16 protein-coding genes are annotated in these 23,844 nt (G+C 34.9%); 4 read left to right on the top strand and 12 right to left on the bottom strand.

Going from position 1 to position 23,844, the window contains the following annotated elements:
- Positions 1–14: 14 nt before the first annotated feature.
- The 6 genes from HJ01_RS02730 to HJ01_RS02705 all read right to left on the bottom strand — a co-directional run bounded on the left by HJ01_RS02730 (position 15) and on the right by HJ01_RS02705 (position 8,312).
- The gene (locus HJ01_RS02730) at positions 15–3,113 is read right to left on the bottom strand and encodes a SusC/RagA family TonB-linked outer membrane protein (RefSeq protein WP_007136749.1); all 3,099 of its coding nucleotides are present in this window, start codon (positions 3,111–3,113) and stop codon (positions 15–17) included.
- 224 nt (positions 3,114–3,337) lie between these two features.
- A complete protein-coding gene (locus HJ01_RS02725; protein WP_007136748.1) occupies positions 3,338–4,714 on the bottom strand; it encodes a rhodanese-related sulfurtransferase in 1,377 nt (458 codons plus the stop codon).
- Between the two features lie 264 nt (positions 4,715–4,978).
- On the bottom strand, positions 4,979–5,770 hold the full coding sequence (locus HJ01_RS02720; RefSeq protein ID WP_007136747.1) for a DUF6503 family protein: 792 nt from the start codon (positions 5,768–5,770) through the stop codon (positions 4,979–4,981).
- Between the two features lie 191 nt (positions 5,771–5,961).
- Positions 5,962–6,384, bottom strand: coding sequence for a hypothetical protein (locus tag HJ01_RS02715; protein WP_007136746.1), 423 nt, complete (start codon positions 6,382–6,384; stop codon positions 5,962–5,964).
- Between the two features lie 246 nt (positions 6,385–6,630).
- Positions 6,631–7,041 carry a BrxA/BrxB family bacilliredoxin gene (locus HJ01_RS02710; RefSeq protein WP_007136745.1) on the bottom strand — a complete coding sequence of 137 codons (411 nt, stop codon included), beginning with the start codon at positions 7,039–7,041 and terminating at the stop codon, positions 6,631–6,633.
- 125 nt (positions 7,042–7,166) lie between these two features.
- On the bottom strand, positions 7,167–8,312 hold the full coding sequence (locus tag HJ01_RS02705; protein WP_007136744.1) for a lycopene cyclase family protein: 1,146 nt from the start codon (positions 8,310–8,312) through the stop codon (positions 7,167–7,169).
- A 153-nt stretch (positions 8,313–8,465) separates the two neighbouring features.
- Here HJ01_RS02705 and HJ01_RS02700 point away from each other — a divergent pair, with 153 nt between their 5' ends.
- The 3 genes from HJ01_RS02700 (at position 8,466) to HJ01_RS02690 (ending at position 11,542) form a co-directional block, all read left to right on the top strand.
- The gene (locus tag HJ01_RS02700) at positions 8,466–10,337 is read left to right on the top strand and encodes an Nramp family divalent metal transporter (protein ID WP_007136743.1); all 1,872 of its coding nucleotides are present in this window, start codon (positions 8,466–8,468) and stop codon (positions 10,335–10,337) included.
- Between the two features lie 93 nt (positions 10,338–10,430).
- Positions 10,431–11,084, top strand: coding sequence for a metal-dependent transcriptional regulator (locus HJ01_RS02695; RefSeq protein WP_007136742.1), 654 nt, complete (start codon positions 10,431–10,433; stop codon positions 11,082–11,084).
- Between the two features lie 47 nt (positions 11,085–11,131).
- Positions 11,132–11,542 carry a hypothetical protein gene (locus HJ01_RS02690; RefSeq protein WP_007136741.1) on the top strand — a complete coding sequence of 137 codons (411 nt, stop codon included), beginning with the start codon at positions 11,132–11,134 and terminating at the stop codon, positions 11,540–11,542.
- Between the two features lie 17 nt (positions 11,543–11,559).
- Here HJ01_RS02690 and HJ01_RS02685 read toward each other — a convergent pair whose 3' ends face one another.
- The 6 genes from HJ01_RS02685 to HJ01_RS02660 all read right to left on the bottom strand — a co-directional run bounded on the left by HJ01_RS02685 (position 11,560) and on the right by HJ01_RS02660 (position 21,487).
- On the bottom strand, positions 11,560–14,019 hold the full coding sequence (locus HJ01_RS02685) for a PAS domain S-box protein (protein ID WP_040473632.1): 2,460 nt from the start codon (positions 14,017–14,019) through the stop codon (positions 11,560–11,562).
- Positions 14,020–14,143: 124 nt separating this feature from the next.
- The gene (locus HJ01_RS02680) at positions 14,144–14,665 is read right to left on the bottom strand and encodes a YfiR family protein (RefSeq protein ID WP_007136739.1); all 522 of its coding nucleotides are present in this window, start codon (positions 14,663–14,665) and stop codon (positions 14,144–14,146) included.
- Between the two features lie 54 nt (positions 14,666–14,719).
- A complete protein-coding gene (locus HJ01_RS02675) occupies positions 14,720–17,581 on the bottom strand; it encodes a TonB-dependent receptor domain-containing protein (RefSeq protein ID WP_007136738.1) in 2,862 nt (953 codons plus the stop codon).
- 741 nt (positions 17,582–18,322) lie between these two features.
- Positions 18,323–20,422: a ferrous iron transport protein B gene (feoB, locus tag HJ01_RS02670; protein ID WP_007136736.1), complete on the bottom strand. Its 2,100-nt coding sequence runs from the start codon at positions 20,420–20,422 to the stop codon at positions 18,323–18,325.
- The gene (locus HJ01_RS02665; RefSeq protein WP_007136735.1) at positions 20,422–20,661 is read right to left on the bottom strand and encodes a ferrous iron transport protein A; all 240 of its coding nucleotides are present in this window, start codon (positions 20,659–20,661) and stop codon (positions 20,422–20,424) included. Before HJ01_RS02665 ends, feoB begins: the two co-directional genes overlap by 1 nt.
- 160 nt (positions 20,662–20,821) lie before the next feature.
- A complete protein-coding gene (locus tag HJ01_RS02660; RefSeq protein ID WP_007136734.1) occupies positions 20,822–21,487 on the bottom strand; it encodes an SCO family protein in 666 nt (221 codons plus the stop codon).
- Between the two features lie 137 nt (positions 21,488–21,624).
- Between HJ01_RS02660 and HJ01_RS02655 the strand changes: the two genes are divergently transcribed.
- Positions 21,625–23,688, top strand: coding sequence for a M13 family metallopeptidase (locus HJ01_RS02655; RefSeq protein WP_007136733.1), 2,064 nt, complete (start codon positions 21,625–21,627; stop codon positions 23,686–23,688).
- Positions 23,689–23,844 lie beyond the last annotated feature (156 nt).

Raw genomic sequence — 23,844 nt, 5'->3', positions numbered from 1 at the left:
TTTCGTTTAATAAATTAAAATCCAATGTTTAAGCCCAATGTGTACGATTGTGTTAAAGGAATATTTAAACCAGAGAAACCATAAACATTACTTCCTGAACCAAATTGTTGTCCTTCTGGATCAAATCCTCTGAAAGGTGTCCATAACAAAAAGTTATTACCGCTTGCTGAGAAGGAAGCACTTGATAATTTCAATTTAGACACTAAATTAGATGATAAATTATAGGTTAAAGACACGTTTCTAAGCTTCAACCAAGAAGTATCTTGAATTAATATTTCAGATGCTTGGTTGATAATTGTACTTCTATAATAGCTATTACCGTCAATTGTTACAGGAATGTCATTTTGTGAACCATCCGCTTTTACACCTTCTAAAACCGCAGTATGATTTCTATCTTCAGTCATTTTTAAAATACCATTTCTAATACCATTTCTTTCCGCTGGATCAAATCCTTCACCGCCTTTTTTATACTCAAACATGAACCCTAAATCCCAGTTTTTGTATTTGAAAGTGTTGTTTAGCGTAAGTACATAATCAGGGAAAGCATTTCCAACTTTAGAATAAAGTACCGCTCCATTAACATCTTTTGCTATTACAGGTAATCCATTTGAACCAATTAATCTTTGACCATCTATATAAGTCCAAGTTCTACCGTATAAAGAACCTGCAGCATCACCCACTTTGATTCGAGAATAGATATCGGCACCACCATTGTAAGCAAAATCAATATTATCAAAAGGGATTGATAAAACCTCCGTTTCATAAGCAGTAAAGTTGGCTATAGCAGTCCATTTGAAATCTGCGCTTTTAACGATATCAGCTGCTAATGTTAATTCATGTCCAGTAGTTTTCAACGAACCAGAATTAGTCCAAGTTCCTGTTAAACCAGTACTTTGTGGTAACGTTACTTTTAAAATTTGTCCGTCACTTTTTCTATCAAAATAAGTATATTCTAGACGAAGGCGATTTTGAAAGAAACGTAAATCAATACCTGCTTCTGTTGTGGTAACAATCTCAGCTTTAATATTTGGATCTGCATCAATAGTACCAAGGCTAACGCCACCTACACCATTAAAGGGAGTGTCAGGGTAACTGTATCTTCCAATTCCAAATGGAGGAATTTTCCCAACCTGAGCCCATGATCCACGCAGTTTTCCAAAAGAAAGTAAACTTCCTTCCTTGTCCATAAGATCATGAAATACAAAAGCAAGATTAGAAGAAAAATAATTGAATGCTCGATTTGCAGTAGGCAGAGTAGAGGCATAATCTCTTCTTCCCGTAGCGGCTAGAAATACTCTTTCTTTATAGTCTGCTTTCAACTCAGTAAAATAACCAACTGTTCTAACTATTTCTGTAGTTTGTGCAGCATATTTATTGATCGTATTCGCAATATTATTAAATTTAGGCAACAACAATCCTTCTCCTCTCACAAAACCATAATCAGAGTTGGTCTCAAAAATTTGATTACCAATCATTGCAGACGTGTTAAAATCTCCGAAATTTTTAGCGGCAGTTACTAATATGTCAGAGTTCAAGCCTCTAAAATTAATTTTTTCGTTTACTACAAAACCATTTACAGGAGATCCAGGATCTAAGTCCGCACCTGCATATCTATTTCTTGTTTCAGAATAGTTGTCTACACTTCCTCTATAAACTATGTTTAACCAAGGTTTTGCTTGCCAATTCAAATTAGCAGATGCAATCCAGCGATCAACTTTGTCATGCAGATTACTTGTCGTAGCAAAATAGATGGGCTGGTCAATAGTTCCGACAGTCCAATCTTTCTCGCCTCCAGATGCAGTCAAATAATCTTTAATATCTATAGATGGAGACCAATATGATAGTGAACTCATTATCGATTTATCTCCAGTATTTGCGCGAGTCCCTCCGGAATTTGCATACGAAACAGATGTTCCCATTTTTAAATTTTCTGAAAGTTTATAGCCTCCATTAAATTTCAACGTTTTTCTAGCGTATTCTGTATTTGGCACAATTCCTTCATCTTTACTTGAAGAGGCAGAAACAAAATAATTCATTTTTTCAGATCCACCGCTCAAACTAACATTGTTAGTTGTGTTAATACCTGTTTTAAAAAAATCTTTGTAAAAATCTCTAAATTTGATACTCGCGTCATCACTACTTGAATAAGCAGGACCGTTAGTTTGAAATCCAGAAGTAAATCCAGGATAGTAAGAAACGCCAGAGGGAGTATCTGCATTCATGCTTAAAACTCTAGGAGATAAGCCAGATCCTTCTCTCCAAGTTGATTGTAATTCTGGATATTTGTTAACCTCACTCATGGTTACACTAGAGGAGAAGTTTACTTTAGTTTTTCCTTCTTTTCCTTTTTTAGTGGTGATAATAATAACTCCATTACCGGCTAAAATGCCATATAGGGCTGTAGCTCCAGCTCCTTTTAATACCGTATAAGTTTCAATATCATTAGGGTTAATGTCAATGGAGCGGTTTGAAAAACCAAATTGCTCGTTGCTTCCCGGAGAAGAAGTATTTGCACTTGATAAAACATTTCCAGATATCGTGCTATTGTTAACAGGGTTACCATCAATAACAATCAAAGGTTGGTTGTTGCTACCTGTACTCAAAGAGGAAACTCCCCTGATTAAGATGTCAACTCCTCCTCCTGCTTCTCCTGAAGTCTTACTAATAGTTACTCCGGAAATGCTGCCTTGCAGTGCTTGTAAGGCGTTTAGCTGTCCAGGACGTTCAATGTCTGCAGCTTTAATTGTTTGGTTGGCATAACCTAAAGACTTCGACTTGCTGCTGATACCCATCGCGGTTACCACTACTTCGTCTAGTTTGTTTTCGCCGTCTTCTTTTAAAAAAACACTTAGAGTGCTACCCGAAACTTTAAGCTCTTGGCTTATAAACCCAATGTAAGAAAAAATCAAAGTAGCTCCTTTTGAAGCTTCGATTTGATAATTCCCATCCATATCTGTAGCAACGGTAGATTTGGATCCTTTGAGAGACACATTTGCGCCTGGTAATGGTAAAGATTTGGCGTCCGAAACTTTACCTTTTACAGTAATATTTTGGGAATAATTGGTAGTGATTCCAAAAAAGAGCAGTAATAGAATTAAATACGTTTTTTTCATTGTTATTTGATTGTGTTAGTTTATGTAAAACTAACATAATTTAACAATTATTAACAGTATATATTGTACATTTCGTTTGATTCGTGTAAATATTATTATTAAAACCCGTTTTTGTTGTTTATTTCATTTTTTAAAGACCTTGTGGTTTAGGTATTTAAATGTAAAATAAAAGCCTATTTCAAATGAATGAAATAGGCTTTTTGTAAATATTCTATTATAGATTTTTAGTCTAAAACTTTGTATAATTTATCTGACAATCGAATTCTAAAAGGTAATTTGAAAGTACAAACATCATTTGCAACGGCTTTATCAGCAGCTTTATCATTAACTAGCATTTCAGAAAGCACTAATTTTTGTTCTCCAGTAGTCATACCTTTAATCAAGATGGTATCCCCAATCTTGATTTCATTTTCTTCAATTGTAAATTGGCCAACACTTGGTTTTGGAAAAAAGTGGGTTCCTCTGCCAATGTATTGTTTTTTGATTTTTGGTGCTTTTTTAGCCAATACTTTCGATTTGGTTAAATCCACAAGATTAGGAACTGCGGCCAAAGGATCAAGATTTGCTTCTCTATTTTTAAATGTCAATACATCTGATTTTCCTTTTTTGAAAATCATATTGCCGTTTTTTATTCCTCGTCTAATGGCTTTTTGTTCGTCTTCTGGTAAATGAATCACATCAATACAATCCTGCGAACAACAACCTTCCATGGCTTTTGCACATTCTTCACATTGGATAAACAATAAATGGCAACCTTCATTAATACAATTTGTATGTACGTCACATGGTTTTCCACATTGATGGCATTGCGAAACGATATCGTCAGTGATTCTTTCGCCTAAGCGGTGATCAAAAACAAAGTTCTTACCTATAAATTTGCTCTCTAGGTTTTCTTCCTTGATTTGCTTTGCATAATTAATGATACCACCTTCTAGCTGATATACATTTTTAAACCCTTGGTGTTTAAAATAGGCAGATGCTTTTTCACAACGGATTCCTCCGGTGCAATACATCACCAAGTTTTTATCTTCTTTGAAATCTTGTAATTGTTCGTTGATAATAGGTAGTGATTCTCTAAAAGTATCAACATCAGGTGTAATGGCACCTTTAAAATATCCAATCTCACTTTCGTAATGATTTCTAAAATCAACTACTATGGTATTTGGATTTTCTAAAATTTCGTTAAATTCTTTTGCTTTTAAGTGAATTCCAATGTTGGTTACATCAAAAGTCTCGTCATTTAATCCGTCAGCAACAATCTTGTCACGCACTTTTACGGTCAGTTTCAAGAAAGAGTGATCGTCTTGTTCTACGGCGATGTTCAGGCGCATTCCCTTCATGAAATCATAAGCTTCGATGGTGTCTTTAAAGGCATAGAAATTATCAGCAGGAAGCGATAACTGAGCATTTATTCCTTCTTTGGCCACATAAATACGACCAAGAACCACTAGCGGATCCCAAGCGCGGAATAAATCGTTACGAAATTGTGTTGGATCTTGAATTTGCGCATAAGCATAGAAAGACAAAGTAAGTCTTTGTTTTCCGGCATCATCAATCATGATGGCTCTTTCTTCTGCGCTTAAAGTGTTATACAGTTGCATGCTATAAACGGTTTAAGTGTGAAAAATTATTTGTGCAAAAGTAGGGAAAAGTTTTTGAGCGGCAAAAGTCTCTAGGCTTCAAAGTTTAGCAATTCCCACTGAAACTTAATTTAACTTAATTGTTTAATGGTTTTAATTTTCAAAGTGTAGGAGCTTTATCTAGCTTTCCGCTATATCTCTTGTGTTAACTATCGCTACCACAAGAGGATGTCGCTGCAATCTGGGCTAGGGAATAAGTTTAGCGATAACGATTTGTAGTATTATTTAATCTTGATTGCTTATCAGGTTTTCTGTTAAGATTCGAGAAGCCTCTTTTAACTTTCCTTGTTCGTATAATTTAGGTAAATCTTTCAGCGGTGTTTTTACGGGCGCTTCGTAATTGATGTAGTCCTGAAAAGTTATTCCGTCAATTTCTCTAGTATTGAATGCAGCTCTAAAGCGAACTCCGCCATCATTTGTTCGGTAGTTGTATGCTAAATAATCGATCTTGTGGGTTAGCTTGTTTATCCAGTAGTGAAATTCATCATCAAAATCTTTGCCACCACCTTCTTGTCCAAAAGTAACTTCTATAACATCGTAGCTTCTTTCCTTGATAATTGTTTCCTCGATGAATTTTTTGTTTACAGAAGCATCTTGCAATTTGTAAGGAAGTGTAGCAAAATAAATAACTGAATTCAACGACTCTCCGTATTTATCGGCATCTTCTTTAGTCAAAGTTTGCTGTTTTGTATTGATATATCTGTTAAAGTTACTGTTAGTAATGACATCTTTAAAAACAGAATCACCTTTTTTAAAATCTAATATGTATTCGTAATTGTTTCCGTCGTTTTTAAAGTGGTATTTCTTATCTCTGAAAGTAAATGAATAATCTGCCTTCTTGTATAAATCACCACCGTGTGCTTCAATGGCTAGATTGACAATAGAATCTGCTTTTGATAATCGCTTTACGACTGCAATGGTATCATTTTTATTAGATTCATCCTGACTGTCTTTTTTCTTATTACAAGAAAATGCAACAGCTGCCAAGACACAAAGTGTCAGTATCGATTTTTTCATTTGATAAAAATATTAGATTTTGTAAGGAATGAAGAATGGATATGAGTATTTATAAAAATTTTAACGTTGAGTAGGATTTCTAAAAACTAACTTTTTTGCTTCTGCGGTGCGTTAGTATCAACTTTATGCTTGCGAGCGTAACGCTCGAGCTAGCTGTAATTTTTTTGAACCTGGTATGATGACAAAAAAACTCAGTTCTTTTTTAAGCCAATTTTCATATAGGCATTTTCCATTTTCATTTGAAGAAAGAGGATTTCATCTTTGTACTCGAAGGGTATTTCAAATTTTTTATTTTCATCATCAATAAAGGCGATTTTTTTAGTGACTTTGTCAATTTTAAATTTACCATGAGTTTTACCGATCATAGGGTTTGTCATCGTGTAATTTCCATTACTATCAAAATTATAAGTAATAGGGAATATGATTAAATCTGACATTTTACGAAAATTTTCAGCTTCTTCTTTTCGGGTAGTATCTTTGTACAAAATTGAATCGGTTGTTTTGTTGAAATAGCAAATTTCATCCTCATAGCAGACGACTTTCCAGTTCCCGACTAGTTGTTGGGAATTGACTTTTAAACTCACTAATAAGATGATGAATAGAATTTTTTTCATATTAGCTTTAACTATTAGTTGTTTTACTCCAATATATACAACTTTTCTCTATTTCGTGCAAAATATCTTTTAGCACAGATGGGAACGGCATTCTTTTACTGGCTTCTTTAGCCAGGAAAAGATATAATGGACAGCTGGAAATAGCTACAAATAAAAAAACCGCAGTTTCACAAATTTAAAAATCTGCGAATCTGCGGTTAAAGTTTTTGCGTTATTAGCGCAATATGTTTTGACTAAATAGTAGTCTTAACAGTGCTCGTTAAAAGCATCTTGTAAGTTCTCAGCAATCATTTCAGCTGGGCGACCTTCAATGTGGTGACGCTCTAACATATGTACCAATTCTCCGTTTTTGAACAAAGCCATACATGGTGATGATGGAGGGAAAGGGAACATGTGTTGTCTTGCAGCATCAACTGCTTCTTTGTCAACTCCAGCAAAAACCGTGATTAAATGGTCTGGTTTTTTTGCACCATCTAAGCTCATTTTTGCTCCTGGGCGCGCATTTCTAGCAGCACAACCACAAACTGAATTCACAACTACTAGTGTAGTTCCTTCTGCTTTTATTGCGTTATCAACCGCTTCTGCACTATGTAAATCTTGAAAACCTGCTACTGTTAATTCAGCTTGCATTGGTTTTACCATTTCTTCTGGATACATATCTTTATATTTTAAATATTAATTTTTGAATAGGCAAAGTTACGAAGTTTAAAAAGAACTCCATTAGATGCATTATAAAGTTTTGTTATTGTTTAATAGACGGTGTTTGTGGACGCAATTCACCATCATAAATGCCGCATTGACCTTACTAAAGCACTGAGGAAGGGTGTTTTTGGACATTTTAAAATCACCTGAATGTCTTCGAGAAACGAAGTTTCTTCGTCCAAGAACTTAAAGATCAATTTGGAGTCTCCTTTTTTAAACATCGACGAAAAGAGATGAGCTCCCATTTCGTTATGACGATCTAATATGTCTAGCAAAAGCAAGTCATAAATCCAGAATTTCGTCTTTTTATGGAACTTTCTGAGGTCGCTTTCCTTTTGAATGAATTCAATTAGTTCGGTCGACTTCTTGTCGGAGTTTTTAAAAGTGTAACCAGTACTGGCCTTAGTCCAGCCACCGGCAGTTCCTATGTTGAGAACGCGTTTGGTGTTTTTTTTCCAAAAAGGATAACAGCTCATCGGGATGCTTCCTCTTTCTTTTTCGATGATGTCGTAGTTGTTGATACCGAGTTTCTGAATATATTTCTGAATCTCCTCTTCGTATTCGCTTCGCTCTAAAAGTTGGTGCGAGAACAGCGTATATTCTAGTAATGCTTCGGTTTTTGAAGTGGGCAAAACATACATAAAGCGAGTGTTGCCTTTTTGTTCTATCGAAAAATCCATGAAAGTGGCTTGCTCTGGATTAAAGACAGCTTCTTTACTTTTTATAAACCAACCTATAAAATGCTGTTGCAAAACAGGATATTTGGTTTGGTTTTCTACTTCTTGTTTTCTGTAAATGGAGTTAAAAAGGGTGTCGCAGGTATAACTATCTGTTTCGGTTGCTACATAGACATGATTTGGGATTTCGTTGATATCGATCACTTTTTGATTAATGAAATGTATGTTAGTTTCATTCAGAATACCTTCAAACACTTGATTGTAAAAATCCAATCCCTGAACCATATTGTACTGATATGGCAATAAATCTAAGTCGCGACGAAAATCAGCATTGGCAAACAGGGCCGAATTCCATTTTTTGGAGATTGATTTTTCCCAAACGGAGTCGTTTTTTAGCCAGAAACACCAAGTCCTGTCATTTGTTTTTTTTACATCCTCGTCAATAAGCAGAATCGTTTTGTCCTTAAATTTACCAGATAACGCCATTTTATAGACCGTCATCAAAGCAGACAAACCTGCACCAGCGAAAATGTAATTGTAATGTTTCATATTGAGTCAAGAAATTCTTTTCAAAAATAAGGAATTAAAATTAGACGTTGGATGGGAGCTGAAACTATGTAAATAAATTAAATTTAGACTTATCTAAAAAAAAGATTACTTTGCCAAAAAATGTTTATATATTTGGAAATAAAATATTTATAAATGGGAAAATCATTAGAAGAGGTAAACGAGTCGGTTTCTACACTAAATAAGAAATCAGTATTCCGAAAAATATTAGCCTTTTTTGGCCCTGCTTACCTTATCAGCGTTGGATACATGGACCCGGGAAACTGGGCTACAGACATCGCTGGAGGTAGTCAATTTGGCTATTCTTTGCTTTGGGTTTTATTGATGAGTAATATTATGGCTTTGCTTTTGCAAAGTTTGAGTGCTCGACTGGGAATCGTGACTCAACGGGATTTGGCACAAGCCTCTCGTGAAACCTATTCGCCATTTATCAATTACATTCTTTACTTTTTGGCCGAGATTGCCATTGCAGCATGTGACTTGGCTGAGGTTTTAGGAATGGCGATTGGGATTAATTTACTTTTTGATATTCCACTTATCGAAGGGGTGATGATTACGGTATTAGATACTTTTTTATTGTTGTTTTTGATTAATAAGGGGATACGTAAAATGGAGGCTTTTATTATTACATTGGTGATGGTGATTGGGGCTTCTTTTATTTTTGAGATGATTTTTGCGCAACCAGAAATGGACAAAGTGCTTTTGGGTTTAATTCCTTCAATGCCAAATGAAACTGCATTGTATATCGCCATTGGAATCATCGGGGCTACGGTTATGCCTCACAATTTGTACTTGCACTCTTCATTGGTGCAAACCAGAAAGTTCGACAGAACAAAAGAAGGAATCAAGCAGGCCTTAAAATACAACTTCATAGATTCTACCATTGCCCTTAATTTGGCCTTTTTAGTGAATGCAGCGATTTTAATTTTGGCGGCAGCCACTTTTTATAAAGTCGGGATGTATCATGTGGCTGAAATTCAAGATGCACATAAGTTCTTAGCTCCGCTTTTGGGAACTAAGTGGGCGCCTATTTTATTTGCTGTAGCCTTGATTGCTGCAGGGCAAAGTTCAACAATAACGGGAACTTTGGCAGGACAAATTATTATGGAGGGTTACTTAAATTTAAGAATCCAGCCTTGGGTACGTAGAATTATAACACGATTGATCGCTATTGTACCGGCAGTTATTGTGATTAGCATTTTTGGAGAAGGCGTAACCGGAAAATTACTAATTTTGAGTCAGGTAGTTTTGAGTTTGCAATTGGGTTTTGCCATCATTCCATTAATTCATTTTGTAAGTGATAAATCAAAAATGTATGGATTTCATATTAGTAAGCTAACACAAGTCGCCTCTTGGACTGTGGCAACAATAATTGTTATTTTAAATGGAAAGTTAGTTTATGATGAGATCAACGGATGGCTCGAAGCTTCTGAAAATCCTATTATACTTTGGCTGACAGTGGTTCCACTAGCTTTTAGTTTCTTGATTCTACTGCTGTATATTGTTTTTAAACCATTTGTTTCAAAATCTAAAATCAATATTCAAAATCATTCGCCACATAATTTAAAACTTAAATTTTCGGAGTCTGGGAGTAGTGCCAAAAAGAATGTTGCTGTGACTGTAGATTTTTCTGATGCTGATGAAGTGGCTCTGAATAGTGCTTTTGAATTGGGAGGCTTAGGTGCAAAATATACTTTGATACATGTCGTAGAAACCGTAGGAGCAATGATTTTTGGGGAACATGTAGACGATCATGAAACCTCAATTGACGAAAAATTACTAAAGGAATACAAAGATATGCTTTCAGAAAAAGGATTTATTGTAGAAATCCAGCTAGGTTTTGGAAAACCAAATAAAGTCATTCCAGAGATTATTAATAAAGGTAATTTCGACATTTTAGTTATGGGAACACATGGCCATACTGGTTTCAAGGATTTGATTTTTGGTACTACAGTAGATAAGCTGCGTCACAAGATTTCGATCCCACTATTTATAGTTAAAAATTAAAATTATTAGAAGCTTTTTCTCGCTATGCGCTATATCTTTATCTTTTTAAAGGAAAAAAGATAAAGGTGCTATCGGGGCTAAAAAAATAAAAAAATGACATTTTCAGAAGAAAACTATCTTAAAACCATTTACCATATCACAGTCGTTTCAAATTCTGCGGTGAGCACAAACGCCATTGCTGAAATGATGGAAACTAAAGCTTCCTCGGTAACAGATATGATTAAAAAACTGGCCGAAAAAGACTTGGTGAACTATAAAAAATACCAAGGGGTTTCCTTAACGGAAAAAGGAAAACTAGCTGCAAAAATGATAGTTAGAAAACACCGTCTTTGGGAAGTTTTCTTAGTAGAAAAGTTAGATTTTTCTTGGGATGAGGTACACGATATTGCCGAGCAATTAGAACATATAAAGTCAGAAAAGCTGATTAATAAATTGGATGATTTTCTGGGTAACCCAACCACAGATCCACACGGTGACCCAATCCCAAATGCGGAAGGACAGATACTCAAAATTGAAAAGCAATTGCTTTCCGAGCTTTCCGCTAAGCAAAAAGGGATTTGTGTGGGAGTGAAGGATACTTCATCTGAATTTTTGAAATACTTGGACAAGCAAAAAATTGCTTTGGGATCCAAAATAGAAATTCTAAGTAAAGAAACTTTTGATCTATCATTCAAAATCAATGTCGATGGTGCCGTTTTGACGATTTCGAATAAAATTGCCAGCAATCTTTTCGTAGAAACGACCTAGATTGAATCAAGTTATATTTGATATAATTAAATGATAATTAAATTTAAATGAAGAATATTCTTTTTGCCGGTATACTAGTTTTTAGCTTTTCTTTATTTGGCCAGAATAATAAGGATGTCAGTTATCTAAAAATCAAGCAAAATAGCTGTATAAAGAAAAAAGGGGATTTTTTAACATTTAAAGAAGTTCTGTCAGATTCGCGCTGTCCGGTTGGTGTAAACTGTGTTTGGGCTGGTGAGATAAAAGTTGTGATAACTGTATATCTGGATAAAAAAATCATAAAGGAAGAGACTTTGACCATTTCAGAGACTGACAGCCAGAAAAACATAGCGTGGTTTTCGCAATATTTGCGAGCTGATAATAGAAACATACAAAACATAGAAGTCTTTCCATATCCAAAAGAGGGAGTTAAAATCAAATCTAAAAATTACTACATACGTATAGCTTATGTCAAGTAGGTATATAATAATCTCAGTTATTTTTCATCGCTTTTGAAGCCTATTAATTTCCGGTATTTCTTTTCACTTTCCTCCAATGCTACCTCAAGCTGCTTGTAAGAAGTGATGTCTTTTATATTTGCAACGGCAGCAATTACGTAGTTGTTTTCATCAACGATAGGCCTTCCGCTTATTAAAACTCGTTTTTTAGTATTTGTTTCGGGATTCGCAATTATTATTTCAACATCATCGGTTGATTCGCCCCGTAATGCTTTGTCTAAAGGAAGATTTTGTGCAGGGAAAATGGTTTTTTCATCAGGATAATATAGTTCATATTCCGCAGACCAATCGAGGGTGGTAGGTATTTCTGAATCTTGTTTTATTCCTATAATTTCTTCCGCCATATGATTGGAAAGAACAATTCTTTTTTGTGTATCGGTAACAATAATTCCCTCACCAATGTTTTCTAAAATCAATTTTAATTTTAGTTCGTTTTGACGTACCAATCTATCGGCCTCAATTTTCTGATTTTCCATTTTTTTGCTTTCAGAAATGTCTTTGATAAAGGCGATAAAGATGTAGCTACCCAATATTCTGGCAGGGGAGGCCGTAAACTCAATGTCAAACTCTAAGCCGTTTTTATTAAGGCCGGTGATTTGTATTGTTTTGTTTATTATGGGACTTTTTCCGGTTAAAACAAAAGTTTTAAACTCTTTGGCAAGACTTTCTCTATGCTGTTCTGGAATAATTAAATCGGTCATAGGTTTACCTAAAACCTCGGCTAACGACCATCCGAATATTTTTTCAGCTTTTGGATTCCATCTAATAATATTTCCCTCTTCATTTATTACAATTAAGGCATCTGGTGCCTCGTTAAATATGGTTTGCAACTGACCTTCGCTTTCTTTTAATTTTTGTTCTGCGGTTTTTCGGTCCGTAATGTCTCGCATAATCGATTTATGACCAGTGATCCTATTGCCTTCCCTCAACTGTTTTACGGTTTGCTCCACCCATTTTTGTGTTCTAGATTTAGTGATTATTGGAAATGCAAATAAGGTCTCGTCGATCTTATGTTTGAATTGATTTAGGTAAAATTCGTTTACACGCTCTCTCCATTCCGGAGCAACAAGGTCAGAAATATTGGTGCCTGTCAATTCTTTTTGGGTATAACCAGTTAGTTTTTCACAAGCGGGATTGATATAAGTTACGTTTCCTTTATAATCAGTGGTATGAACTACATCACTTGTGTTTTCGACTATTTCACGGTATTTTTCTTCGCTTGTTTGCAGCGTTTCTATGGCTTCTGCTAATTGAGCGGTACGTTCGGTTACCTTTTTTTCTAGCTCTTCATTTAGTTTTTTTATAAGATTTTCTGAGTTTTTTCTTTCAGTGATGTCGTGAAAAACAGCGACGGCCCCTGTGATTTTACCTGTTGAGTCTTTTAGTGGTCTGGCCGACATTATAACGAAATTACCTTCGGTTTTTCTGTAGTTTTGAATAAACAGTTCCATATCATCAACGTCTTCGCCATGTATGGCTTTGACCAAAGGAAGGTCATTTGTATTCATCCTAATTTTGGTGTCGGGCCAATAGACGCCATAAGTGTCAGCCCATTTCTCTTCAGGAATATCTAAAAGTCCAATTCCTATTATTTTTTCGGAGGCGGGGTTCCAAATGATGAATTTTCCGTTCTCATCAGAAACTACTAACCCATCTCCCATATTTTGTATAACGGATTGTAAAAGGGTGTTTTGCTCATCTAATTGCCCTTTAGATTTGGCGACTTCATTGTCCCTTTTTTCAATGTTTTCTAACATGTCATTAAAGCCAGAGGCAAGAACGCTAATTTCATCTTTTCCTTCAACAGTCATTCTGATTTTATAATCAGCAGTTTCTTTTATTTTTTGAGTGATGTCTATAAGGTTTAAGATGGGTTTTGAAATGTATTTTTTAATTATCATGGCAATTAAAAAAGCAAGCCCGATTCCCAATAGTAGCAAAATAACGCCTAGGCTTAGCACATCCATTTTTATTCTACTTAATTCAGTTAGTTCAAAGCGGATGCAAACATATCCTATTGTCTCATTGTCTTTCTTTATTTCGCTATAAACAAAAAGGTGTTGACTAGTAAACAGGGACTTATTTTGATTCATTTCTGGAACAGAGAATTTATAAGTAGGATCAGATCCTGGCTTGGTATAAGAAGCAAAAGCCTTTCCGTTTTTATCAAGTATAACTGCATTCAAGATGTCATTTTGTACTTTTAGTTCCGATAGGATTTTTTCGGCGGCTGCATTGTCTAAAAAATCGATGGCAGAAGCACTATTAAAGCCGATTACTTGAGCGATCGCTGTTGAACTAACCACTTTTCGGTCTTTAAATCCTTTAATATTGATTATTACAAATGCTGCAATGCAGATTCCTAATACAAATGCAGAGGTAAAAACCTGCATCAGAACCAGTTTATTTTTAATAGAAATGTTGCGTAGATTTATCATTTATTTTGTTTTTTTTTCAACTCTAAAACTAACCATAGTCTTAAGACGTTATAGCAGTTTTAAGTTGTATTCATTAGCGTTGTTAATCAAAATCGCATTCCTCAAACAATGTAAATTTAATGAATTACTGCACAATAATGGCATGTTGTAACAAGAAGGAGCTAATTCCTATTCCGGTCTTGTTTATTGCTTTTAAGTTTACCTCAAATTTTAATTTATTGTCCATCATAACAAAATTCATATGTGCTCCTTTTTTTCCGTCGCCATTTTGTTCAGTGACTATTAATATTGGCCTACCAGAGAAATTGGAAAGTATGGTTTCGATTGGAATACTACAGTTGTAAGGAATAAATAGAATGTGGCAAGTAGGGATCTCCCTCATGTTTTTATATTGCTTAATGTCAATTTTTTTGTTTTTAGTTGCTTTTAACAATGAAGAAGTAATAGGACTATTTTCTAATACTGCAATCTTAAATGTTTGTTCCTTGGAATAATTTTCCCAATACACATAATCAACAAAACGATACAGAAAATCAGCTTTTAAAGCGTAATCCTTCCCGCCAGCTTGCTCTTGGGCTGATATTTGATTCCCTTCCATCAACATGACAAGTAGAATCAAATAAAACAGGTATTGTTTAAGTATCATATCTTTTAGTTTTAATTATGTTTTACGGTCTCTTTAATTGTTTTTTTAAATAAATTAAAATTTATAGATTAATGTTAAACTTAATAGGGTACCTAGCTGGCTAAAGTGATAGCCTTCATAGGTCATTTGGGAATATCGGCCATTGAATGTAATTAGGTTGAATTGCGATTTTATTTGATTTAGGTCATTTAAAATTGCACTTCCAGTCGCGTTTTCAGCCTTAAATTTCCATTCAGGCATTACATTCAGCAAATTGTTCACATTTAATGCTACTGTAAATTTATCTGTTGCAGCATAATGTATTCCTAGATCAGTGACAACTTTTGGTGTAAACTCGGTCTTTAAATTAGGATCCAAACCATCTTGTTTGAATGTTGTTTTTCCAAAATACGTATTGTTAAGGAACAGTTCGATATTTCTAATTTTATAAGTTGTTCCTAAAACCCATTTTGTTTTGGGTCTTGATGTAAACATTAAAGCATCAAGTGTAGGTCCAAAATTACCGCTTGCTACAGGCGAAATTCTCTTGTTTTCGAAAGTTATGTTTCCGGATAAGTCAAACCCTAATTCACCAAATCCTATTTCTAAATTGCCGTAATTCAAGACTAAGTCTAAACCCGAAGTTCTAGTGTCAAATGAATTTTCAAACCAAGTGACAGTTCCAAATTGTGTCTGAACGTTGTCTCCCAGGATAATTCTGTCTTCCAACTTAATATTATAGTAATCTAAGGTGAGGTTAAATTCCTTTAATGGTTTAGCTCCAATTCCTATGGTTATATTTGTTGATTTTTCAGCGTCTAATTTGGGAATCCCTAGAGCTCGTGCTTGCACTGAAATGTTGTTTATTAAGCCGCTGATTTGTATACCTTTGCCTGGCATGAAAGCATACTGTGATTTTTGAGAAAAAATTTGATGTAAGGTTGGTGCTCTAAATCCTGTAGAAACAGATCCTCTTAATGTGACTTTATCATTAGCAAATTTATAACGGGAGCTCAGCTTCCAAACTGTGGCTCCACCGAAATCGCTGTAATTTTCGTAGCGTACTGTGCCGTTTACTAGAAAGTCATTATTAAAATCATAAGCAAGATCAATATATCCGCCTAAATTGTAGCGGTTCCATTTTCCAGAGTCCTCGGGTCTATTACCAGAAAAAGAATCGGCACCCGCTCCATCCCAAGAAGCTTTGTCTCCCTCGACAATTTTAAAGGTTTCGGATCTAAACTCTGAACCAAATCCAATGCTCATTTTATCCGAAAGTACCTTAGACATATCCAAGTTACCTACAATATGATTAAACGAAGCAGCACCTGGTTTAAAATAGATAGGACTATTTTCTTGGTAGATATTGAGTTCGTTACTGTTTTTTATATTCGAGCTGTTTTGCGAGTTTTCTACAGTATAAGTTTGGGTATTCCCACCGATGGTTATGCTAGCATCGGTATTCCAGCCATTCTTTATAGTTGCATAGCCCAAGGTGGCGTTGTAATCGTTTAAGTCGCCTGTAAATGTGGGATGGTAACCCTTATAGGAAGCCGCTGTACCATCACCAAAGAAATCCTTCAAATAGGTTGGATACACTGCTGCCGTACTCCAGTTTGGAATATTGGGGTTTTCAAAGGGGTTCTTGATCGATCTCCAATATGGGGTTCTGTAATTCGCAAATGAGTTTACCTTTTTATAGCTGTAAGCGGCATTGTAATATAATTGTGTTTGATTGGATAGGGTTAATCCACCGTTTACCAAGAATTTTGCAGATGCTGTTTCTGGAGATCCATTGATATTTCCGCCGTCTGGATTTTCCTGTAAAAATGAATCAACAGTATTTCTTCCTATGCTGTTTCCTTGGTTTATAGTAGCCAATTTTGCATTGTAATCAGGAGAACCTTTGTAGTCTTCGAATAGAGCCGTGATTTGATTTTCATTCAATCCGGTAATGTTGGTGCCATTAAGTGTATTGTCATTATTCACATAACTAGCCGGGTTGTTAGGTGATATGGCGATAAGATCATTAAAATCTCCTTGTGCATCTACTTTTCCAGCTCGGTTTGTCATATTTACTTTTGAGAAATCGAGGGTGTAATTGACAAATCCTCTATCGCCAACTGTAGATCCATTATTTAAAATAACCCCCATCATTTCACCATCTCCTTTGGCTGTAATGCCAGTTTTTAGCGTTGCTGTACCATTACCCGTTCTCTTTTTTAAAATAATATTTATAACCCCAGCTATAGCATCAGAACCGTATTGTGCTGATGCACCATCTCTCAGAATCTCCACACTTTCAATGGCGTCAATTGGAATTGCAGAAAGATCAGTAGCAGTTTCTCCCTGACCAGGAGATGTTTGAACATAGAGTAGAGAGCTTAAGTTTTTTCGTTTTCCGTTGATAAGAATTAATGTCCTGCTAGGTCCCATATTCCTAATTTCATAGGGGTCAAGTAAGGAGGTGGCGTCATTTACGGGTGTTTGAACCGTGTTAAAAGAAGGTATGAGGTGCTGCAATGCTTTATCGAAAGTTATTTGTCCAGTCGAACTGAGATCTTCAAATGACAACACATCTATGTGGAGCGCGGTTGTAGTATTGCTTCTTGGTGCCGCTCTTGTTCCTGTAACTACAATTTCATTAGGATTTTGTCCTCCTTCTTCAGATAAAATGACGTTTAAAATTGATTCTGTAGCGCCGTATTCTTGTTTAGGGAAACTATAATAACTAAAGACTAAAGTAGCTTGCTCTCTAACAAGAATTCTGTACGCTCCATTGATATCGGTCGAGACACTGTTAGTTGTGCCTTTTTCGGTTATGTTAGCGCCTGACAGACCATAGCCGGCATTGTTTAATACATAGCCGGAGATCGCTTTTTGTGAATAAAGCGAGCTCATGTTTAGTATTAATAATAGTAAGACAAATTTTTTCATAATTAGTTGTTATTGGTCCTTTTGATTTAAAATCAATTGCAACATAATAATTGTATGAAATTCTCATTTGGCGACTTGACTAAGCATTTTTTATAAGCAGCGTATTATAGATTTCGTCAGGAAATCAAAAGGAGTCTCTTTTTATTTTCATAATAGCTAGCTGTATCTATTTAGGTTTAATTGAGTAGTTCAGACACAATTGTTATAGCAACCGTGAGAACTATAATTTTTTATTTGGATGTAAAGTTCTACTTGTGATATAGTAGTTTTTTCCAGTAAAATTAATTTGTGTTGGGGTGTTTTTATTGCCTTTTTATACTTGCTACGCAATTTCATTAGCTTTTGTAGGAGTAGAGCTGATAGGCTTGAAATTATATTCAAATCCAATGTATTAACAGAGTAGGTGCTGTAAATAACTGACCTTAAGGCTTTAACTACGGATAAGCGCTATGTAAATTTAGTTAATATAAATTAATTAACTTAAATTAAGGGGATTTTTTTTAATGAGGATTTAGCTGGTTTGCGCTTTTAGAGTGACCAGGTTTTTGAAGGTAAAATACCGTATTGTTTCTCTCTTTTTGCTTAAGGCGTACTGTAACTATTTATTTCTTAGTGACAACCACAGTCGTCGTCTCCACAATTTTTGTCGGATTTTTTCTTTTTGAAAAAGAATTTTTTTATCAGAAATGCAAGCGCAATTCCGAGTGCCGTAAAAGCTATAATTTCTTGAAGCATAACTATTTATTTTAAAATTTGATAGGCAATCAATGCCAAAACATAAGCAAATCCACTCATGAAAATAAGTTGTCCCAGAGGCCATTTCCAGGAATTGGTTTCTTTTCGGGTAATAGCTAAAGTGCTGGCACATTGTAAAGCAAAAGCATAAAATAACAACAATGAGATTCCTGAGGCAAAGTTGAATATTTTCTTTCCTGTTACGGGGTTGATTTCAGCAGCCATTTTATTTTTTATCGTGTCTTCATTGTCACTGTCGCCTACACTATATATGGTGGCTAAGGTACCTACAAAGACCTCTCTAGCCGCAAAGGAAGTTAAAACTGCAATCCCAATCTTCCAATCATATCCTAAAGGCGAGATTGCGGGTTCAATCGTTTTTCCCATAATTCCAATATAAGAATTCTCAAGTTTATATGAGGCCACTTTGTTTTGTAGCTGTTGTTGCGTCAGAGTAGTATTGTCAGTCGTAGTGCGTATTATTTCATCAGCGTTATTAAATTCTTCACCTGGACCATAAGATGCCATAAACCATAGAACTATTGATATAGCTAAAATTATTTTCCCCGCTCCAAAAACGAAAGCTTTGGTTTTTTCAATGACGTTGATTGCTACGTTTTTGAACATTGGCAATTTGTAGTTTGGCATTTCAACCACAAAAAACGTCTTCCCTTTTATTTTTAAAATTTTATTTAAAATATGAGCTGAAAATATAGCCATACCAAAACCCAAAAGATACAATAGCATTAACGTCAATCCTTGAAGATTAAAGATACCAAATACACGAGTATCTGGAATTACCAATGCTATTATAATTGCGTAAACAGGTAGTCGTGCGGAGCAAGTTGTAAATGGTGTTACCAGAATGGTAATTAAGCGTTCTTTCCAATTTTCAATATTTCGCGTTGCCATAATAGCCGGTATAGCGCAAGCAGTCCCTGAAATTAAGGGAACAACACTTTTTCCAGATAAACCAAATTTACGCATTATTTTATCCATCAAGAAAACAACTCTACTCATATAGCCACTTTCTTCTAATATGGAAATGAATAAAAATAAGAACGCGATTTGCGGTATAAAAATTAGTATTCCACCGATTCCGGGGATGATTCCCTGCGAAATCAAATTCGTTAAAACACCAGACGGCAGTGAATCGTTTGCTAACGTACCTAATGAGGCAAAGGTGCTGTCAATGAAATCCATCGGAATTTTTGACCAGTCGAAAATGGATTGAAAAATAACGAATAGTATAGCAAAGAAAATTACGTAGCCCCATATTTTATGGGTTAAAACACGATCCAGTTTGCTTCTGAAATCTTTTGCTAATGTCGCATCTACTTTGAGTCCCTCTTTCAGTACATCATTGATGAACTGATATCGCTTGATCGTTTCTTTTTGTTGTAAACGCTTTAAATCGGAATGTGATTTAGTAAAAGAACCCTGAATCTCTTTACGCTCTAAATTCAAGAAATTTACATCTTGAGTAATCACTAACCACAGTTTGTATAACAACTGGTTTGGAAATGCTTTACGCAGACTGTTGAAATATTCTGTATCAATAACTGAAGCATTCAAACAAGGTTCGCTTGAAATAGATTTATAGGTGACTATCAATTCTTTTAGCTCAGTGATTCCAAAACCTTTTCGGGAACTGATAAGGGCAATTTTTGTCTTTAAATGTTCCTCAAGATAGGGTATGTTTAGAGTGATCCCCTTGTGTTCCATTCGGTCTGCCATATTGATAACTAGAATGGTAGGGATTTCCAAGTCTTTTATTTGGGTGAAAAGAAGTAAATTTCTCTTTAGATTTTCTACATCTGTAACTACTAGGGCTACGTCTGGATATAATTTATCATTTTTGTTAAGCATCAATTCAATTACGACATTCTCGTCAATCGAACTAGCATTCAGGCTATAGGTACCTGGTAAGTCTAAAATGTTTGCCTTTATATTATATGGTAATTTGCAAAAACCTATCTTCTTTTCAACGGTGATTCCAGGATAATTCCCTACTTGTTGGTTCAGTCCAGTCAATTGGTTAAAAACAGAAGTTTTACCCGTATTTGGATTACCTATTAAGGCGACATTGATATTAGTGTTGATCATTAAAGCGTAATTTTTATTAGTTCAACTTCAATCTCTTTAGCTGTCTCAATGCGAATGGCTAAATGGGAGCCGTTGATATCTAAATATAAAGGGTCACCAAAAGGTGCGATTTGCAACAATTCGACCGTATTTCCGGGTAAGCAACCCATTTCAAGAAGTTTTAATGGAATAATGTCAATATCAAAATCTTTGATAATGGCTTTCTCGCCTTTTTTAAGTGAATTTATCGTTGTTCGCAAGTCTTATTTAGATTGAATTAATATTGCAAAAGTACATATTATAATACTAAATCAAATGATAATTATCACTTTTATAACTTATTTAAACTATTTCAAGGGTGTAAAAAAAGAAGTCTTTTGACTAGGGTTTGGAAGCGATGAAAATTCCTAATAAGCGAGGCTATTCGTTGCTTAAAAAATTAATATCTTCTATTAGTTTTTGAATGTCTTCTTTTTTAGTTCCGTCATAAAAACCACGAACTCTCCTTTTAGCATCTACTAACACAAAATTTTCAGTATGAACCATATCATATAGCTCGTTTGGTTTTCCCATTTTAACGGCTAGATAGGATTTTCTGGCCATAGTGTAAATTTCTTTTTTGTCCCCAGTTACTAAGTTCCACTTGCTGTCATCAACTCCGTTTTTAATTGCGTAGGCTTTTAAAACTGCAACATTATCGTTTTCAGGAAAGACAGTATGAGAAAGTAACATTACTTTTGGGTTATTGATAATGGCTTTTTGAACATCAAATAAATTGGCTGTCATTTTTGGACAAATGGAAGGACAGGTGGTGAAGAAAAAGTCGGCAACATATATCTTGCCTTCATAATCCTTTTGGGTTATTGTTTTTCCGTTTTGGTTCACAAAAGAAAAATCAGCTATAGTATGGTATTTGCTGATATACTGAACGGTACTGTCAACCAGCTCGGGATTTACGTCTGCCGGATTGTATATAGGAAGCGTTTTAACTGGTTTTAGAGCTGTGTAAAATAAGTATAGAATAATAGCTGATAGTGTGAAAAAAACACCGAAAAATATTCGGTATTTAATTAAAATAGATTTCATAGAAAATAATTTACGCAAAAATACAAAAAAGAAGGCTGTTTTAAAGCGACTTTAACAACTGTTAATTCAATCAAAAATCAACAATTATTAAAACTTTTATCAATAGCTTTGTGATACTAACTAAACAATAAAAAAATATGAAAATAAAGTTGAATAAGCAATTGCTTTTTGTGATTCCTGCAATAATTGGATTTACAGAAGCTCAAGCTCAGAAGAAGACCACCGTTAAAGAACCTGGAATTAATGTTTCATACTTTGATAATAAAGTGAAACCTGCTGATGATTTCTTTAGATTTGTAAATGGTGCTTGGCTTGACAAAACTGAAATTCCCAGTGACAGAACTTCTTGGGGGAGTTTTAATGAATTGCTTAAAAAAACAGATAAAGATGCTTTGACAATTTTAAAAGAAGCTTCTAAGAATCCAAAATACAAATCGAATACTGATCAGGGAAAAGCAATCAATCTTTTTAATACTATTCTAGATACTGTTGCCAGAGATAAACAAGACATAAGCCCTTTGTTACCCTATTTGGCTAAAATTGACAAAGTAGAAAATACTGCTGATTTGCAACAGCTATTAGTTGAAATGGAACCTACTGGTGGAATTGGTTTTTTTGGGGTTGGAGTTGGAGCTGATGATAAAAACAGTGCTAAAAACTCACTTAGTATTGGTGTTGGAAGATTAGGATTACCTGACAAGGATTATTACACATCAGAAGAAAAAGATACTAAAGAGAAACGTCAGAAATATGAGTTGCATATCGCAAGAATGTTGCAGTTTATTGGAGAATCTCCGGAGGAATCTAAAGAGAATGCAAGTAAAATTTTAGCTTTAGAGATTGAAATGTCTAAACCACGTTTAGATAGAGTAGAACGTAGAGACGGAAGATTACAGTACAATCCGATGACTGTAGCCGAATTACAGAAAATGACTCCAGCAATTAATTGGAACAACTATTTTACAGAAATTGGTTTTACAAAGCTAGACACCGTTATCGTTAGCCAACCGAAATACATGAAAGCATTGCAAACTATTCTTTCTGAAAATAATGTTTCGGCCTGGAAAGAATACATGAAATGGAATTTAATCAACGGTTCTACTCCTTTATTATCTACAAAAATAGAAGAGGCGAACTTTGATTTTTACGGAAAAACACTGACCGGAGCAATCAAGCAAAGACCACGTGAAGAAAAAGCATTGCAAACGGTCAATGGTACTGTAGGGGAAGCATTAGGTAAGTTATATGTAGAGGCTAAATTTCCTGCTGAAGCAAAAGTAAAAGCGGAGAAGATGATTAAGAATATTATTCTTGCTTATCAAAACCGAATCAATAATTTAACTTGGATGTCGGCAGAGACTAAAGTTAAGGCCATCGAAAAGCTAAATAAAATTACCATTAAAATAGGATATCCAGATAAATGGAAAGATTATTCAAAATTAGAAATTAAAGGAATAGCTGAAGGTGGAAGTTATTTTGAAAATGTGAAAAGTATAGCAAGATGGGGATTTCAAAAGGATATCGACAAGCTGAATAAGCCAGTGGATAAGACTGAATGGTATATGTCTCCGCAAACGGTAAACGCTTATTACAATCCTTCTTATAATGAGATTGTTTTTCCGGCAGCTATTTTACAACCACCTTTTTATAACTACCAAGCTGATGAAGCAGTAAATTATGGGGGAATCGGGGCAGTTATTGGTCATGAAATTTCTCATGGTTTTGATGATTCAGGAGCACGTTATAACGCCGATGGGAACTTGGTGGACTGGTGGACTAGCGGAGATTTAGAACAATTCACAACCTTAGGAACTGCTCTTGCAGATCAATACAGTGCTTTGGAACCATTGCCAGGCGTTCATGTTGATGGTAAGTTTACTCTTGGAGAAAACATAGGCGATTTAGGCGGTGTTAACGCTGCTTATGATGGTTTGCAATTGTATCTCAAAGAAAATAAGAATCCGGGACTTATTGATGGATTCACACCTGAACAACGATTTTTCATTGCTTGGACTACAGTTTGGAGAACGAAATCGCGTGATGAAGCGATAAAAAACCAAGTAAAAACAGATCCACATTCTCCGGGAATGTATAGAGCTTATGTTCCGGTACAAAATGTTGATGCTTTTTATAAAGCATTTGAAATTAAAAAAGGAGACGGTATGTATATCGAGCCAGAAAAAAGAGTAAAAATCTGGTAATTTGATTCATCTATAAACGCACAAAATCCGAATAAAATTCGGGTTTTGTGCGTTTATAGATGTTTTTATGTTAATAGCTGATTGATTTCTTTTTTTATGCTGGAATAATTTATATAATTGATTACTGTTTATTAATTATATTTGTCTAAATAATTT

It is taken from the genome of Flavobacterium frigoris PS1 (genome assembly GCF_000252125.1).
Lineage (GTDB): Bacteria > Bacteroidota > Bacteroidia > Flavobacteriales > Flavobacteriaceae > Flavobacterium > Flavobacterium frigoris_A.
The sequence above is the reverse complement of the archived record's forward strand: the minus strand, read 5'-3'. Positions and strand labels throughout refer to the sequence as shown.

Excerpts from the sequence above, each read along its gene's own strand:
- HJ01_RS02730 (WP_007136749.1), bottom strand. The coding sequence starts at position 3,113 with ATGAAAAAAACGTATTTAATTCTATTACTGCTCTTTTTTGGAATCACT.
- HJ01_RS02725 (WP_007136748.1), bottom strand. The coding sequence starts at position 4,714 with ATGCAACTGTATAACACTTTAAGCGCAGAAGAAAGAGCCATCATGATT.
- HJ01_RS02720 (WP_007136747.1), bottom strand. The coding sequence starts at position 5,770 with ATGAAAAAATCGATACTGACACTTTGTGTCTTGGCAGCTGTTGCATTT.
- HJ01_RS02715 (WP_007136746.1), bottom strand. The coding sequence starts at position 6,384 with ATGAAAAAAATTCTATTCATCATCTTATTAGTGAGTTTAAAAGTCAAT.
- HJ01_RS02710 (WP_007136745.1), bottom strand. The coding sequence starts at position 7,041 with ATGTATCCAGAAGAAATGGTAAAACCAATGCAAGCTGAATTAACAGTA.
- HJ01_RS02705 (WP_007136744.1), bottom strand. The coding sequence starts at position 8,312 with ATGAAACATTACAATTACATTTTCGCTGGTGCAGGTTTGTCTGCTTTG.
- HJ01_RS02700 (WP_007136743.1), top strand. The coding sequence starts at position 8,466 with ATGGGAAAATCATTAGAAGAGGTAAACGAGTCGGTTTCTACACTAAAT.
- HJ01_RS02695 (WP_007136742.1), top strand. The coding sequence starts at position 10,431 with ATGACATTTTCAGAAGAAAACTATCTTAAAACCATTTACCATATCACA.
- HJ01_RS02690 (WP_007136741.1), top strand. The coding sequence starts at position 11,132 with ATGAAGAATATTCTTTTTGCCGGTATACTAGTTTTTAGCTTTTCTTTA.
- HJ01_RS02685 (WP_040473632.1), bottom strand. The coding sequence starts at position 14,019 with ATGATAAATCTACGCAACATTTCTATTAAAAATAAACTGGTTCTGATG.
- HJ01_RS02680 (WP_007136739.1), bottom strand. The coding sequence starts at position 14,665 with ATGATACTTAAACAATACCTGTTTTATTTGATTCTACTTGTCATGTTG.
- HJ01_RS02675 (WP_007136738.1), bottom strand. The coding sequence starts at position 17,581 with ATGAAAAAATTTGTCTTACTATTATTAATACTAAACATGAGCTCGCTT.
- feoB (WP_007136736.1), bottom strand. The coding sequence starts at position 20,422 with ATGATCAACACTAATATCAATGTCGCCTTAATAGGTAATCCAAATACG.
- HJ01_RS02660 (WP_007136734.1), bottom strand. The coding sequence starts at position 21,487 with ATGAAATCTATTTTAATTAAATACCGAATATTTTTCGGTGTTTTTTTC.
- HJ01_RS02655 (WP_007136733.1), top strand. The coding sequence starts at position 21,625 with ATGAAAATAAAGTTGAATAAGCAATTGCTTTTTGTGATTCCTGCAATA.